At 56.9% G+C, this 15,470-nt stretch carries 14 protein-coding genes; 10 read left to right on the plus strand and 4 right to left on the minus strand.

Annotated elements, in window-relative coordinates:
* The first annotated feature begins 54 nt into the window (after positions 1-54).
* Genes M7R55_RS06010 through glcF form a run of 4 tightly spaced genes read left to right on the plus strand, consistent with a single transcriptional unit; the run spans position 55 to position 5,310 of the window.
* Positions 55-1,374, plus strand: a complete 1,320-nt coding sequence (locus M7R55_RS06010; RefSeq protein ID WP_298219400.1) for a four-carbon acid sugar kinase family protein — start codon at positions 55-57, stop codon at positions 1,372-1,374.
* Positions 1,375-1,401: 27 nt separating this feature from the next.
* On the plus strand, positions 1,402-2,904 hold the full coding sequence (locus tag M7R55_RS06015) for an FAD-linked oxidase C-terminal domain-containing protein (protein WP_298219402.1): 1,503 nt from the start codon (positions 1,402-1,404) through the stop codon (positions 2,902-2,904).
* Positions 2,905-2,919: 15 nt separating this feature from the next.
* The gene (gene glcE, locus M7R55_RS06020; RefSeq protein WP_366881158.1) at positions 2,920-4,035 is read left to right on the plus strand and encodes a glycolate oxidase subunit GlcE; all 1,116 of its coding nucleotides are present in this window, start codon (positions 2,920-2,922) and stop codon (positions 4,033-4,035) included.
* A gap of 33 nt (positions 4,036-4,068) precedes the next feature.
* Positions 4,069-5,310: a glycolate oxidase subunit GlcF gene (glcF, locus tag M7R55_RS06025; RefSeq protein WP_298219403.1), complete on the plus strand. Its 1,242-nt coding sequence runs from the start codon at positions 4,069-4,071 to the stop codon at positions 5,308-5,310.
* A gap of 52 nt (positions 5,311-5,362) precedes the next feature.
* On the opposite strand, the gene purT is transcribed toward glcF, so the two are convergent.
* Both purT and M7R55_RS06035 read right to left on the minus strand, forming a co-directional pair.
* Positions 5,363-6,574 (minus strand): formate-dependent phosphoribosylglycinamide formyltransferase, encoded by a 1,212-nt coding sequence (purT, locus tag M7R55_RS06030; protein ID WP_298219404.1) that lies wholly within the window; start codon positions 6,572-6,574, stop codon positions 5,363-5,365.
* Positions 6,575-6,652: 78 nt separating this feature from the next.
* Entirely contained in the window at positions 6,653-6,970 is a 318-nt protein-coding gene (locus M7R55_RS06035) for a DUF3301 domain-containing protein (RefSeq protein ID WP_298219406.1), read from the minus strand.
* Positions 6,971-7,210: 240 nt separating this feature from the next.
* Here M7R55_RS06035 and rpsU point away from each other — a divergent pair, with 240 nt between their 5' ends.
* The 4 genes from rpsU to hemE all read left to right on the plus strand — a co-directional run bounded on the left by rpsU (position 7,211) and on the right by hemE (position 10,733).
* Positions 7,211-7,426 (plus strand): 30S ribosomal protein S21, encoded by a 216-nt coding sequence (gene rpsU, locus M7R55_RS06040; protein WP_012824786.1) that lies wholly within the window; start codon positions 7,211-7,213, stop codon positions 7,424-7,426.
* Between the two features lie 36 nt (positions 7,427-7,462).
* Entirely contained in the window at positions 7,463-7,912 is a 450-nt protein-coding gene (locus M7R55_RS06045) for a GatB/YqeY domain-containing protein (protein ID WP_298219409.1), read from the plus strand.
* 121 nt (positions 7,913-8,033) lie between these two features.
* On the plus strand, positions 8,034-9,443 hold the full coding sequence (locus M7R55_RS06050; protein WP_298219410.1) for an FAD-dependent oxidoreductase: 1,410 nt from the start codon (positions 8,034-8,036) through the stop codon (positions 9,441-9,443).
* A gap of 192 nt (positions 9,444-9,635) precedes the next feature.
* Positions 9,636-10,733, plus strand: a complete 1,098-nt coding sequence (gene hemE / locus M7R55_RS06055; RefSeq protein ID WP_298219412.1) for a uroporphyrinogen decarboxylase — start codon at positions 9,636-9,638, stop codon at positions 10,731-10,733.
* 33 nt (positions 10,734-10,766) lie between these two features.
* Here the strand turns inward: hemE and M7R55_RS06060 are convergent, their stop codons facing one another.
* A complete protein-coding gene (locus M7R55_RS06060) occupies positions 10,767-11,369 on the minus strand; it encodes a hypothetical protein (protein WP_298219413.1) in 603 nt (200 codons plus the stop codon).
* An 18-nt stretch (positions 11,370-11,387) separates the two neighbouring features.
* A complete protein-coding gene (locus tag M7R55_RS06065) occupies positions 11,388-13,760 on the minus strand; it encodes a penicillin-binding protein 1A (RefSeq protein WP_298219414.1) in 2,373 nt (790 codons plus the stop codon).
* A gap of 145 nt (positions 13,761-13,905) precedes the next feature.
* On the opposite strand from M7R55_RS06065, the gene pilM reads away from it, so the two are divergent.
* On the plus strand, positions 13,906-15,003 hold the full coding sequence (gene pilM, locus M7R55_RS06070; protein WP_298219416.1) for a type IV pilus assembly protein PilM: 1,098 nt from the start codon (positions 13,906-13,908) through the stop codon (positions 15,001-15,003).
* Positions 15,000-15,470 (plus strand): PilN domain-containing protein (locus M7R55_RS06075; protein WP_298219417.1); only part of this gene is annotated, 471 nt, incomplete at its 3' end. The genes pilM and M7R55_RS06075, both read left to right, overlap by 4 nt.

Here is a 15,470-nt window from a genome sequence, read left to right on the forward strand (position 1 = left end):
GATCAGCTACACCCAAATCAGGCCATTAATTGGCCAAAAATTAGGTAACAGATTGTGCAAACCAAGATTATTGCGCTGGACGACGACCCGACCGGTTCACAAACCGTCCACGGTTGCCTGCTGCTGACCCGGTGGGATGAAGCCACGTTGCTCGAAGCGCTCAATGACGAGTCGCCGCTGTTTTTCGTGCTCACCAACACCCGGGGCATGGATGCGGCCAGTGCGGCGCGAGTAACCCGTGAGGTCTGCCGCAACCTCAATGCGGCACTCAAAACCCGCAGCGAGGCCGGGCATCCGATCAATCCGATCCTGGTCAGCCGCTCAGACTCGACTCTGCGCGGTCACTACCCTGTCGAGACCGACGTGATCGCCGAAGAACTCGGCCCGTTCGACGCACATTTCCTCGTTCCGGCCTTCATCGAAGCGGGGCGAATCACGCGTAACAGCCAGCATTACCTGCTGGTCGATGGCAAGCCGGTACCCACGCATGAAACCGAATTCGCCCGCGATTCGGTCTTCGGTTACAGCACCAGCTACCTGCCCGATTACGTGGCCGAAAAAACAGCCGGGCGCATTCCAGCAGAAGCGGTCACACGTTTCGTGCTGGACGAAATTCGCAACAACGGCATCCAGTCCAGGCTTGCCAATTTGAGCGGCAATGCCTGCGCCGTGGTCGACGCGGAAACTCAGGACGACCTGAACCGCTTCGCCCGCGACGTGATGGCCGTGGCCGCAACCGGCAAGCGCTTCCTGTTCCGCAGCGCCGCCAGCCTGCTCACGGCGCTGGCCAACCTGCCGCCGCAATCGATTTGCGCCGAATCGATGCATCACTTCGTGCGAAACGGCAAACCGGGCGCGGTGGTCGTAGGCTCGCACGTCAAAAAGACCAGCGAACAACTCGAAGAACTGCTCAAGGAACCGGACATCGCACCCATCGAAGTCGATATCGAACGCATCGATACCGATAACGACGCATTGGTGGGCGATGTTCTGACCGCCGCCGAACGGGCATTTGCCGACGGCAAGACCTCGGTCATCTTCACGAGCCGGGTGGAAAAAACATTTGCCGATCAGGCGACTCGATTGGCCTTCGGCGAGCGGGTTTCGGCTACGCTGATGAAGATCGTCGCCGGGCTGCCCGGGGAACTCGGCTGGTTGATCAGCAAGGGAGGCATCACCTCCAACGACGTGCTGTCCACCGGCCTGAACCTCAAGGCATCCCGCGTGCTGGGCCAGATCCTGACCGGTTGCTCCGTGGTGCGCTGCCCCGCCGATCACCCCCGCTTCCCCTTGTTGCCGGTGGTGATTTTCCCCGGCAATGTGGGTGATCGCTTCGCCGTGGCCGAAGCCTGCCGCCGATTGCGTAGTCGCTGAGCCTCAAAAAAAGATAGGGGAAGACGCATGAGTATTGCCGCTGAACTCGCCGACGAATCGACGCCGCTCTGCCCGGAGCGGCGAAACACGCTGATCCAGCGACTGCGCGCCATCCTGCCGGATGCCGCCCTGCTCACCACGACCGAAGCCATGAAGCCGTTCGAATGCGACGGCTTGGCAGCGATCAAACGCATGCCCGCCGTGGTGGCACTGCCTGAAACCGTCGATCAGATTCAGGGTGTGTTACGACTGTGCAGCGAACTGGAAATTCCGGTGGTGGCGCGCGGCGCAGGTACGGGATTATCCGGCGGGGCGCTGCCCAGTGCGGACGGTTTGCTGCTCAGCCTGGCGAAGTTCAAGCAGATTCTGCACATCGACTCGGTCAACCGCACCGCGCGCGTCCAACCCGGCGTACGCAACCTCGCCATCTCCGAGGCGGCGGCGCCCTACGGCCTGTATTACGCGCCCGATCCGTCCTCGCAGATCGCCTGCACCATCGGCGGTAACGTGGCGGAAAACTCCGGCGGCGTGCACTGCCTGAAATATGGCCTGACGGTGCACAACGTGCTGGAAGTCACCTTCATCACCATGGAAGGCGAGAAGATGACCGTCGGCGGCCCGACGCTCGACACGGCGGGTTACGACATTCTTGCCCTGATGAACGGCTCCGAAGGCATGCTGGGCGTCATGGTCGAAGTGCTGGTACGCCTGTTGCCCATTCCGGAATGCGCCAAGGTATTGATGGCCGAGTTCGATTCCCTCGAAAACGCGGGACAGGCCGTGGCCGATATCATCGCCGCCGGGATCATTCCCGCCGGGCTCGAGATGATGGACAACAAAGCCATCCATGCCGCCGAGGCGTTTGTGCACGCGGGCTATCCGACCGAGGCCGCCGCCATTCTGCTCTGTGAACTCGACGGCACGGCCGAGGAAGTCGCCGAACTCCTGGCCGAAGTGGAAGCCGTGGTTCAGCGCTCGGGTGCCACGGGATTATGGATCGCCCGCAACGACGAGGAACGCGCCCGCTTCTGGGCCGGTCGCAAAGCGGCCTTTCCCGCTGTCGGCCGCCTCTCGCCCGACTACTACTGCATGGATGGCACAATCCCGCGCCGCGAACTCGCCTCCGTGCTCACACAGATCGACGCCATGAGCCATGAATTCGGGCTGGAAGTCGCCAACGTCTTCCATGCGGGCGACGGCAATCTGCACCCGCTGATTCTCTTCGATGCAAACAAACCCGGCGAACTCGACCGGGCGGAAGCCTTCGGTGAACGCATCCTGACGCTCTGCGTCGATGTGGGTGGCAGCGTGACTGGCGAGCATGGCGTCGGCGTGGAGAAACTCGCCCCGATGTGCGCGCAGTTCAAGCCAGAGGAACTCAAGCAGTTCTACGCCATCAAGGCCGCTTTCGATCCGCTCGGCCTGCTGAACCCAGGCAAGGCGGTGCCGACGCTGCAACGTTGTGCCGAATTCGGCGCGATGCACGTGCATCACAACCACCTGCCCCACCCCGATTTACCGCGTTTTTAAGAGGCGCGCATCACCGTGATCGATCAAGACATCAGCGCAGAACTGGCCGAACGCGTCAGGCAGGCCTACAACCAAGACCAGCCCGTATCGATTACCGGCAGCGGCAGCAAGTCATTTCTCGGACGAGAACCCGGCCCGGAATCGATCCGGCTCGATCTCACGTCCCACAGCGGCATTCTCGATTATGAACCGGCAGAACTGGTGCTAACCGCGCGCGCCGGGACACCACTGGCCGAGATTGAACGCGTACTCGCTGCGCAAGGCCAGATGCTGCCGTTCGAACCGCCCCAGTTTCAGGGGCAAGTGGATGGAACGGGCACATTGGGCGGCGCCGTTGCCACTGGTCTATCCGGCCCGGCCCGGCCGTGGCAAGGGGCGGTGCGCGATGCCGTGCTGGGCGTTCGGCTCATCAACGGCCAGGGGCAAATCCTGAAATTCGGCGGTCAGGTGATGAAAAACGTCGCCGGATATGATGTCTCCCGCCTGATGGTCGGCGCATTCGGCACCCTGGGCGTGCTGCTCGACATATCCGTGCGCGTCGTCCCCATGCCGCGCGCGCAGCAGACCCAGATCGTCGCCGCCACAGCAGAACAGGCTTTGATCCGCTTCGCCGAGTGGAACCAGAGCGCATTGCCGATCACGGCGGCTAGTTTTGCCGATGGGCGACTTCGAGTGCGACTGGGAGGCGCGCAAAGCGCCGTCCATAAGGCCGTGTTGCGCATCGGCGGCGACACGCTGACCGAAATGGATGCCACGCGCTACTGGCAGGACCTGCGCGACCATCGGCTCGATTTCTTCCAGCCGGATGTCGCGCCCGTCGATAACGATCTCTGGCGCGCAGCCGTCCCGCTGACGACACCGATCGACGCACTACCCGGTACCCCGCAACTCATCGACTGGGGTGGACAGCAGCGCTGGGTACACCTGACATCGGATCAAGCGACAGAATTCCGAACGCTGGTTGCCAGACAGTCAGGGCACGCCACCCTGTTCCGTCCGGCAAAATTCAAGTCGGCGGATACGGAGCGCTTCCAGCCGCTACCTCCACCCCTGCTCGCTCTGCATCAACGCATCAAGAAGGCGATGGACCCCAAGGGGATCTTTAATGCCGGGCGGCTTTTTCCGGAATAAACCTCTCGTTATCCCAAGGCGACACGTTATCGTATGCAAACCAATCTCCGCGCCGATCTGATCAACACACCCAGAGGCATCGAGGCCGAACGCATTCTGCGCGCCTGCGTGCACTGCGGGTTCTGCAATGCCACTTGCCCGACTTATCAATTGCTGGGCAATGAAGACGACGGCCCACGCGGGCGTATTTATCTGATCAAGCAAATGCTTGAAGGCGCACCGGTGACCGAGACCACCCGCACGCATCTGGATCGCTGCCTGACCTGCCGCAACTGCGAGACCACCTGCCCCTCCGGTGTGGAATACGGCAAGCTCGTCGATATCGGCCGCGCGGAGGTCGAAACCCAATCGCCCCGTTCACCCGCATCTCGCTTCTATCGTTATGTTCTGCGCCGGAGCCTGCTTTCACCCCGGCTGTTTGCGTTGGCACTGGGCGGTGCGCGCCTGTTCCGCCCACTGTTGCCCGACAGTCTGAAAAAGAAAGTCCCTGCGTTTCGAGTTGCTGGCAGCTTGCCCGCCTCCGTTCACTCCCGGCAGATGATTCTGCTCGAAGGCTGTGTGCAACCGGCACTCTCACCCGACATCAACGGGGCCGCACGCCGCGTGTTCGATGCACTGGGCATCAGCCTCGTGGCCGCACCTTCGGTCGGCTGCTGCGGTGCGATCGAACACCATCTGAACGCTGAAGAAGCCGCGCGCGCGACCATGCGCCGCAACATCGATGCCTGGTGGTCACTCGTCGAATCCGGCGCGGAAGCCATTATCGTCACGGCCAGCGGCTGCGGCGTGCAGGTCAAGGACTATGGCCAAGCACTGGCTCAGGATGCCGATTACGCCGCCAAGGCTGCGAAGATTTCCGCCCTCACCCGTGATCCCATCGAGGTCTTGCTGGCCGAACAGGACAACACCAAATGGGCGGATTTGCGTTCGCACCACGCGGCAAAGAAGGCGCGTCGCATTGCCTTTCACCCCCCGTGCACGCTTCAGCATGGGCAGAAGCTCAAGGGCAAAACGGAAAAACTGCTGACTGATCTCGGTTTTGAACTCACGCCCGTACCCAATGCGCACCTGTGCTGCGGCTCAGCAGGTACCTACTCGATTCTGCAACCGGAACTTTCCGGCCAGCTCAAGAAACAGAAGGTCCAGGCACTGGAGTCCGGCGAACCCGAACTGATCGCCACCGCCAATATCGGCTGCCAGACGCATCTGGCAAGCGGAACCAAACGGCGCGTGGTGCACTGGCTCACGCTAATCGACCCGGCAGCGGCCGCCTGACTACCGCCGTAGCTTCTCGTTGTACGGTGCAGTCACACGCGCTGTTGCAAGGTCAGAGCAAACGGATATGTGCCGCTGCGCGGCGGGCTTTTTCGCGAGCGGCATCCGTCGTTTCATCCAATGCCAACATCACGCCCATCCGACGTTTGCCCGCAATCTCAGGCTTGCCGAACCAGCGCAATTGAGTATCCGGCGCTTCGAGCGCTTCAACCAACCCGGTCACCACCGGTGACGTACTGTTGCCATCAAGCAGCAAGGCCACCGAAGCGGCCGGACCACGAGTGCGGATATTGGGAATCGGCAAGCCGAGAAAAGCGCGCACGTGCAGGGCAAACTCGGAGAGGTCCTGCGAGATAAGCGTCACCATGCCGGTATCGTGTGGGCGGGGCGACACTTCACTGAACCAGACCTCATTGCCCCGCACGAATAGCTCCACGCCAAACAGACCATAGCCGCCCAAAGCATCAACCACCTTGGCGGCGATTTGCTCCGACTGCGCCAAGGCAGCCGCCGACATGGCCATCGGCTGCCAGCTTTCGCGGTAATCGCCATCGACCTGTACATGACCAATCGGTGGACAAAACGCGACACCACCGCGGTGGCGCACCGTCAGCAAGGTGATTTCATAGTCGAAATCGATCATGGATTCCACGATCACCCGGCCGCCACCGGCACGACCGCCCGCCTGCGCATAATCCCACGCTGCTTGAATCTGCGCTGTCGAGCGCACGACCGACTGCCCTTTGCCCGAAGAACTCATGACCGGCTTGACGACGCAGGGCAAACCGATCTGCTCGATCGCCTGGGTAAAATCCGCCAGCGAATCTGCGAAGACATAGCGACTGGTCGGCATCCCCAACTCTTCGGCGGCCAGGCGGCGGATACCCTCACGATTCATCGTCAATCGGGCCGCACGCGCATTCGGCACCACCTGCCAGCCTTCGGCTTCCAGCTCCACCAGCGTCTGGGTCGCGATCGCCTCGATTTCCGGCACAATCAGTGAAGGCTTTTCCCGTTCGACCAAGGCACGCAAGGCACTGCCATCCAGCATATCGATTACGAACACGCGGTGGGCCACCTGCATAGCGGGCGCGTTCGCATAACGATCCACGGCGATGACTTCCAGCCCAAGCCGCTGCGCCTCGATCGCCACTTCCTTGCCCAACTCACCGCTGCCCAGCAGCATGATGCGCACAGCAGAAACGGACATGGGCGCGCCCAGTTGGGTTACCGGTTGATTCATATGCGCGGATGGAGAAACCATGTTGTCAGTACCAAAATCAAGTTTGAAGCCAGTCTGGATAACGACGACCAGATCCGGATGAAAAATGAATTAATGCAATCAGTCGGCCAGCGTACGGGATAAATCCAAATCAACTGAATGTACACCGCTGCCATAAAAGACGATGAGGCCGGGGTATCGAGCAGCGCCGGAGGGCGAAAACTCGAACCCGAAATGACGCTCAATGATGAAGTGACCATTTGATCGGCGCAAGCGCAGGCGCCGCATTCCGACTGAATCGTCCAACAACTGTACACCTGCCCGATCACAGGCGCTTTTGGCCAACGCCAGAGCGCGTCGATGAAATGTGTCCTGTTGCCACCAGAAGACAGACATACCCACGATAATCATCAAAATCAGCACATCACCAAAACTCAAGATAAAAGCCCCTCCGGTGATCATGCGGCCAGCGCAGCATCATAGACCAGAGAGCCAAAACATTTCACACCTCATAAAAAATCTCCAGAAGCAACAACCTACTTGCGTCCTTGGCCAAGCGCTTTATAATGCAAGGCCTTTTTATTGCCCGGTTGCGAATTACCACTTGACTCGCACCTTGAGAAAAGTTCATGCTTCAGGCAGTTTTTACCAAATCAATTCAATAGGATAGACATTTTCATGCCATCAGTACGTGTTCGGGACAACGAGCCCTTTGAAGTTGCAGTTCGTCGGTTTAAGCGCTCTTGCGAGAAAGCAGGCATCATCAGTGAACTGCGTGAGCGTGAGTTCTACGAGAAGCCGACGACCGAACGCAAGCGTAAAAACGCTGCCGCTGTCAAACGCAACCAAAAGCGCCTGTCCAAAGAACAATCACGTCGCGTTCGCCTGTTCTAAGAGACTGTTGTTACCGCGTTACAGAGGAATATCGGCATGAGCGCCCTCAAAGCCCGGCTGACCGACGACATGAAGCTGGCAATGAAATCCGGCGACAAGTCGCGCCTGGGCGTTATTCGCCTGTTGCTGGCGGCCATCAAGCAAAAGGAAGTCGATGAACGCATCACATTGAGTGATGACGACGTTCTCGCCATTCTGGTCAAGCAATCCAAGCAGCGGCGCGAATCGATCGACCAGTTCAAAACAGCCGGTCGTGATGATTTGGTAAAAACCGAGCAGTTCGAACTCGAGGTCATCGAAACCTACCTCCCAGCAAAACTCAGCGAAGCGGAAATCCGGCAGATCATCACCGATGCCATTGCCGCAACCGGAGCGCAGGGTGTTGCCCAGATGGGCGCCGTCATGAACGCCGTTCGAGCCAAAGTAGCCGGTCGCGCGGACCTTGCAACTGTCAGCCAGTGGGTCAAAGCGGCACTCGGCGCCTAAACATTCGACGCCCAGTATCAAGTTGGCCTAAACTGATACTTCAACCACAGGCAAGCTGCCTCCGACATCTGCGGATGAGCATCCCTTTCTTATAAAATTTAAATCAAATGGGTAATGGGCAATGGCTGATCATTTCCAATTTTTGAACGTACCGCGCCAAGATCCGGAAAAAAAACCGGCCACCGTGCGTGTGACTCAATTCGGCGAAATTTACGGCCAATTCAATCCGGAAAAGGCAGCGGAGCAAGCCGATCGCTGTCTTGAGTGCGGCAACCCGTACTGCGAATGGAAATGCCCGGTCCATAACTTCATTCCCAACTGGTTGAAACTGATTGCAGAAGGCAACCTGCTCGAAGCGGCTGAGATGTCGCACAAGACAAACTCCCTGCCCGAAATCTGTGGCCGTGTTTGCCCGCAAGATCGCTTGTGCGAGGGTGCTTGCACACTCAACGACGGCTTCGGTGCCGTCACCATCGGCTCAATTGAAAAATACATTACCGACGAAGCGTTCAAGCTCGGTTGGCGACCAGATATGTCCAAGGTTGTCCCGACCAACAAACGCGTCGCCATCGTCGGTGCCGGACCTGCAGGATTAGGCTGCGCCGATATCCTCGCCCGTCACGGCGTCAAGGTGGTGGTATTTGACCGCCACCCGCAAATCGGCGGTCTGCTCACCTTCGGCATTCCCCCGTTCAAGCTCGAGAAATCCGTCCTGGAAACCCGTCGACGCATTTTCGAAGAAATGGGCATCGAATTCCGCCTGAACACGACCATCGGCACCGACATTACGATAGATACCCTGCTTGATGAATATGACGCCATTTTCCTTGGCATGGGCACCTATGCGGCAATGGCAGGTGGCTTTCCGGGCGAAGATCTAGATGGCGTACACAAGGCTCTGTCTTTTCTGATCGGCAACATCAATCACCTCATGAACTACCCAGGCAACGATCCATTTATCGACGTTTCAGGCCAACGAGTCGTCGTATTGGGCGGCGGCGACACCGCGATGGATTGCACCCGGACCTCGCTTCGCCAACAAGCGGCGCAAGTGACCTGCGTATATCGCCGGGATGAGGAGAACATGCCCGGTTCCCGGCGGGAAGTGGCCAATGCACGTGAAGAAGGCGCCGAATTCCTGTTCAACCGTCAACCGGTCGAAATCGTAGGCGAAAACGGCCGCGTGACCGGCGTTCGCTTCGTAAACACGCGTTTGGGTGAACCGGACCATCGGGGACGTCGCAGCCCCGAAGTCATCCCTCACTCCGAACATATTGTTGAAGCCGATACAGTGCTGATCGCTTTTGGTTTTCGACCCTCTCCTGCCCCGTGGTTCCAGAGCATCGGCCTTGAAACCGACAGCAGTGGTCGCGTGGTGGCCAATCAGAGCGCTCATAGCCCCGCATTCCAAACCAGTAATGCCAAAGTGTTTGCTGGTGGCGACATGGTACGTGGCTCCGACCTCGTCGTTACGGCCGTGTTTGAAGGCCGCAATGCCGGATTCGGTATCCTCGATTACTTGGACGTTTGAAGCCAACCCGGCCTGCCACACTGTCCTGTCGAAACGGCAGACATGGAACCGCCTTGACCAACCAACAAGACGAAACTCAAGCCCGCCGCCCATGGCGCCGGAACCCATGATCGACAGGCCCTGGCCCAATTGCCCGCTCGTCGCGCACAGGTTGAGCGTGTTTAATTTCTACTCTGCCAGAGACTTTGCAGCATGACCCCAGACATCATCACATCAACCGCCACCGCGACGCTCAAGAATGACCGCTTTATTCGCGCACTGCTTCGAGAACCGGTTGACTGCACCCCGATCTGGATCATGCGCCAGGCTGGCCGCTATCTGCCGGAATACCGGGCCACGCGGGCGAAAGCTGGCAGCTTCATGGATCTGTGCCGTTCGGCGGATCTCGCCTGCGAAGTCACACTGCAGCCCCTTGAGCGCTTCGATCTGGATGCCGCCATCCTGTTCTCAGACATCCTGACCGTGCCTGACGCCATGGGCCTTGGCCTGAGCTTCTCCGTCGGAGAAGGCCCCGTCTTTGCAAACCCGCTGCGTGATCGTCGCTCCATTGAGAAACTCCCTCAGCCCGACCCCGAAGGCGAGCTGCGCTATGTCATGGACGCAGTCAGCACCATTCGGGTCGCATTGAATGGCCGGGTGCCGTTGATCGGTTTTTCCGGAAGCCCCTGGACGCTGGCCACCTATATGGTGGAAGGTGGATCGACCAAGGAGTTCGCCCACATCAAAGGCTTGATGTACAGCGACCCTGCAAGCGCTCACCTGCTGCTGGACAAACTCAGCCGGGCGGTGACCGACTACCTCAATGCCCAAGTGCGTCGTGGCGCACAGGCACTGATGATTTTCGACACATGGGGCGGCGTGCTCTCTCCAGAAAAATATAGGGAGTTCTCACTTGCCTACATGCAGAAAATTATCGACGGCTTGATACGGACGCACGAAGGTCAACGCATCCCCGTCATACTCTTTACCAAAGGTGGCGGAGCCTGGGCACCGGAAATTGCCGCCTCGGGCGCGGATGGCGTTGGACTGGACTGGACCGTGGACATCGGGGCTGTACGGCAACAGATTGGGGAGAAAGTCGCCCTGCAAGGCAACCTCGATCCCAGTGTGCTGTACGCACCAGAGGCGGTGATCGAGCAGGAAGTTGCGCGGGTCTTGAGTTCATACGGTCAAGGCAGCGGCCATGTGTTCAACTTGGGTCATGGCATTCACCAACACGTCAACCCGGACAATGTCAACGTACTGGTCGATGCCGTACACCGCCTGAGCCGCCCTTACCACCAGTCCTGAACCGTGCCGCGGCTGCCAGCCGCGATTAGCTGGTCAACCAGAAGGTGAAAGCAGTGATGCCACCTTCGTCACTGAAGCGCGTGTCATGAGCCCTCCACGACTATTTGCCACTGGGGCCTCCTTGATATCATCAAGACCGAACACCACCAGATCGAACGGCACATCGAAAGCCACAAAACTCAGCACGGGGACGCGAGTCTGTCGCCCGTTTCGATAGTGATAACGGCGCTCGGACTCGGTGAACGGAATGCTCTTCGCCAGTAAAAACGTCATAACCGACTCCGGCGTATCCGCAAACAAATGCAAGGTCACTTTAGATTGACGATCCGCCGTCCCCGTCAACACCGAGCCGACTAAACGCGGCGAAAAGTCACTCAAAAAGGTCATGGCTTTCATCGCCTCGGCACGCAGATTTCGGATCACAGCCTGCTGATCCGGACGAAAAATCAATTGATACTGGCGAATCTCCACCTCCAGGCGCTCGCAATCCACTGCGGCAAACCGCTGATCGATCGACTCACCCAAACGGTCAGCAGCCTTTTGCAGAGCCTTGATGCGGTCGAGTGTTGCATCTTCGACGCATAATCGTGTAGCAAAAGACAAAACAGCTTGAGACACCGGACCGGTTGTTGCCACTGAGGCCACCTCACACGATCAAAACAAATTATTCATCAGATTCTGCGGCACCACATCCGCCGGAATCGGGGCAGAGAGCCCGGACTCGTCCGCCGGACTATGTGTCGTATCAAAATACTCACGCACGCCACCAGTTGAACCTGGAGACAACTTATTGCCGGTGTCTGGGTTGATCATGACCTCGACCAAACCGGGCGGTGGCACATCTGCATTACCAGTCGGTGGTGGCAACATTGCCTGCATGAAATCTATCCAGATAGGCAATGCCGCACTCCCCCCTACCTCACGATGCCCCAACGGAGAGTTGTCATCGAAACCGACCCACGCTGTTGCAACCCAATCCGGGCCGAAACCAGTAAACCAAGCATCGCGCTGTTCATTGGTCGTGCCTGTTTTTCCGCCAATATCGTTTCGTTTTAATGCACGATAGGCGCGAACCCCGGTCCCCATGCGCACCACATCGCGCAAAGCGGAACGCATCAGAAAGGCGTTTTGCGGTGTGATTATTCGTGGTGCGACACTCGGATCGGGCGAATCCATAGGGCAAGTGTCACATAATTTAACCGATGGATGGCTGTAGAATACCTCGTTATCGCCATTATCCACTTCGGTAATCAGGTAGGGGGTAATTCGATAACCCCCGTTCACAAAGGCAGAGAAGCCGCCAATCAACTCCATTGGTGTCAAGGTGTAACTACCCAAAGCCATTGAAGGCGTTGGCGCCCAGTTTTGCGTAGGCAGACCAAAACGGCTGACATACTTGAGTACATTTTCCGGCCCCAGCGCCTCGATCAAGCGCACTGACACCAGATTGACCGAATGCACCAGCGCCATCCGCAAACGCATCGGGCCGCCAAAGTTTTTTTCATAATTCTGCGGGCGCCAATCGACCCCTTCTCTGACACCATTCTTCACCACCACAGGTGAGTCGTTGATCATCGTGGCCCATGTAAAACCATGATCCAGTGCTGCTGAATATAGGAAAGGTTTGAAACCCGACCCTGGCTGACGCTCCGCCTGAGTCACGTGATTGAATTTGCTGTCATGCGCAAAATCAAAACCACCAACCAGTGCTCGAATGGCGCCTGTATTCGGATCCAAAGCGACAAAGCCCGCACTGGCCGCAGGAATTTCTGCAAGCTGCCAATGCTGGTCAGCCTCAGCCTGCAAACGAATCAAATCACCTGCCTTGAGCACATCACCCATCTGCTTGGGTTTGGGGCCGCAACGGTTCACAGACTCATAATGACAAGCCCAGCTCAATGCATCCATCCCCAGCGCGATTTTTGAACCATCGGGCATCAGAACTTCTGTCGATTTAGGATCAACCGACAAAACCACTGCGGGGATCAGCCCACCAACGACAGGTGTAGCCTGAAGCTTCTCCAGAAGCGCTTTCGGCTGGGAAAGCAAAGATTCCCAATGATCCTCAGCCCCCCGATAACCGTGACGACGGTCATAAGCCAGAAGGCCGTCTTTCAGTGACATTTGGGCCACTTGCTGCGCCCTGGGATTAATTGAGGTATGAACCACAAGACCCATTTCGTACAACTTATCACCATATTGGGCATACAATTTCTGACGAATCATTTCAGCCACAAAAGGCGCCTGTGTTTGTATATCGGAACCCACAAACAGGTGCCCTGGAAGCGGCTCCAGCATGGCTTGATCATAAGTTGTCTGATCGATTTTCCCGAGAGAAAGCATGCGTCCGAGCACATAAGCACGGCGGGCTAACGCCTTATCGGGATTAGAAACCGGATTCACGCTCGAAGGTGCCTTGGGCAGTGAGGCCAGCATCGCGGCTTCGGCAGCCGTCAACTTATCCAACGACTTACCGAAGTACACCTGGGCTGCTGCCTTGACGCCATAACTTCGGTTCCCAAGAAAAATCTTGTTCAAGTAAAGAGTCAGAATCTGCTCCTTGCTCAAGCTGTGCTCAATCTTGATCGCAAGCAGGATTTCCATCAATTTGCGGCTATAGGTTTTTTGCCTGCCCAGAAAGAAATTGCGGGCAACCTGCATCGTAATTGTTGAGCCACCTTGTCCTTTATGCCCCGTCTTTACCAGCTCATAAGCCGCACGGAACAAACTCTGGACATCCACTCCACCATGTTCAAAGAAACCATCATCTTCCGCAGAAGTGAACGCATCGACGACCACTTTGGGTAATTCGGCGTACGTGACGGGGAAGCGACGCTTCTCCCCAAATTCGGCGATCAAGCCGCCATCTGCGTCGTAGATTCTCATCGGAATTTGGTATTGAACCGTCGCCAAATCCTTCACATCGGGCAACTGCTTGTTGTATATCTGATACACAACACCCACCCCCCCGATGGCAAAAATCAATAAAAAACCAAGCACATATAACGCAAATTTGATAAGTTTCATTTAGTTCATTTTAGCAATGGATTTTTTTTGCACAGATGGATGCAAGGTTAGCAAGAATATTCGACAAACCCACAGGTTTTACCCTAGGATGCGCCGGTGGACTACAAAGTGCGCGCAACCTTAGCGCACACTCAAAGGGAAGGGAATGATCGTGCCATTATTTAGCTCAAAAAATCCTCGTCTTGGCGTTGATATCAGCTCAACTGCCGTCAAAGTGTTGATGCTGGAGAAGTATCGGAACAGTTTCCGCCCGGTTGGCTTTGCTATCGAACCCATTTCGCCCGGGGCGGTTCAAGACAAAACCATCACAGACACGGACGCAGTCGCAGGCGCCTTAAGTAGAGCGTTGTCACGCTCCAGGGCCAAGACCAAACACGTTGTCATGGCAGTACCCACCAGTGCCTGTGTCAGCCGGGTGCTTAACATAAGCAATCCTGGCAATGAATTCGAACTGGAAGAGCAAGTTCGAATGGAGTCGGATCAGTATATCCCCTTTCCTATTGAAGAGGTCAGTCTCGACTTCGAGCCGCTTCATCCTGAAGCAGGAACAAAACAAAAAAAACAGTCGACCAATGATGACAGCAGCATCCTGGTCATTATGGCAGCCACTCGATCAACCAACGTCGAAGCGCGTGTCGCTGTAGCCGAGGCGGCGGGACTATCCGTCGATGTCATGGATATCGAGTCGTTCGCGATACAAAACACGTTTACTGAAATCATCGCCTCTACACTGACGCCAGAAGATCGTGCTCAGCCCATCGCCTTGCTGGATGTGGGTGCCAACACCACCACCATCAATGTATTCAGTGGCAACGACATCATCTACAGTAAAGAACACCCGTTTGGCGGCAAACAGCTGACCAACGAGATATCCTTGTATTACGGTCTCTCCCCAGAAGAAGCGGAAGAAAAAAAACGCAATGACACTTTGCCCGATGACTACCATCGCAAAGTATTGCAGCCATTTATTGACAACATGGCGATGCAAGTTGGCCGATTTATTCAATACTTCTATTCAGAAACTAATCGCGGCACCATCGGACTGATCCTACTTGGCGGAGGGACCGCGAACACCCCGGGCGTTATCGAACGGATTAACAATGAAACCGGCATACAAACGCGCGGTGCGAATCCGTTTATTGCCATCGGCCAAGGATCAACAATATCCGCAGAGTTGCTCGCCAATCATGGCTCATCAATGCTGGTTGCTTGCGGCCTCGCTTTACGGAGCTTCGACCGATGAGAAAAATCAACCTCCTTCCCTGGCGGGATGAACGCCGCCAGACCTTGCAGCGCAATTTCGTTGTGCATCTTGCGGGGTCAGTCGTCGCGGCATTAATCATTGGTGGCGGCATTCATCTCTACGAACAGAACCAACTCGACTATCAAGACCAGCGCAATCAGTACCTCAACGGGGTCATCAAGGATCTTGACCGAAAAATTCAATCCATTAACAAGCTGAAAAAGAAAAAGGCAGAACTGATCGCGCGCATGCAGGTGATCGAGACGCTTCAATCCAGCCGCCCTGTTATCGTCCACTTGATGGAAGAGTTTGTTAAAACACTGCCCGATGGCATTCAGTTGACAGACATCTCCATTAAAGGAGACAAAACGATATCCATCCAAGGTTATGCCGATGCGCAGGCACGGGTCGCTGATTACCTTCGTCAACTCAACGGCTCGGATTATATAGAGAGCGCCATAATTGTC

Origin of the sequence: Halothiobacillus sp. (genome assembly GCF_027346185.1) — a bacterium.
GTDB lineage: Bacteria > Pseudomonadota > Gammaproteobacteria > Halothiobacillales > Halothiobacillaceae > Halothiobacillus.

Excerpts from the sequence above, each read along its gene's own strand:
- M7R55_RS06015 (WP_298219402.1), top strand. The coding sequence starts at position 1,402 with ATGAGTATTGCCGCTGAACTCGCCGACGAATCGACGCCGCTCTGCCCG.
- glcF (WP_298219403.1), top strand. The coding sequence starts at position 4,069 with ATGCAAACCAATCTCCGCGCCGATCTGATCAACACACCCAGAGGCATC.
- purT (WP_298219404.1), bottom strand. The coding sequence starts at position 6,574 with ATGGTTTCTCCATCCGCGCATATGAATCAACCGGTAACCCAACTGGGC.
- rpsU (WP_012824786.1), top strand. The coding sequence starts at position 7,211 with ATGCCATCAGTACGTGTTCGGGACAACGAGCCCTTTGAAGTTGCAGTT.
- M7R55_RS06045 (WP_298219409.1), top strand. The coding sequence starts at position 7,463 with ATGAGCGCCCTCAAAGCCCGGCTGACCGACGACATGAAGCTGGCAATG.
- M7R55_RS06050 (WP_298219410.1), top strand. The coding sequence starts at position 8,034 with ATGGCTGATCATTTCCAATTTTTGAACGTACCGCGCCAAGATCCGGAA.
- hemE (WP_298219412.1), top strand. The coding sequence starts at position 9,636 with ATGACCCCAGACATCATCACATCAACCGCCACCGCGACGCTCAAGAAT.
- M7R55_RS06065 (WP_298219414.1), bottom strand. The coding sequence starts at position 13,760 with ATGAAACTTATCAAATTTGCGTTATATGTGCTTGGTTTTTTATTGATT.
- pilM (WP_298219416.1), top strand. The coding sequence starts at position 13,906 with ATGATCGTGCCATTATTTAGCTCAAAAAATCCTCGTCTTGGCGTTGAT.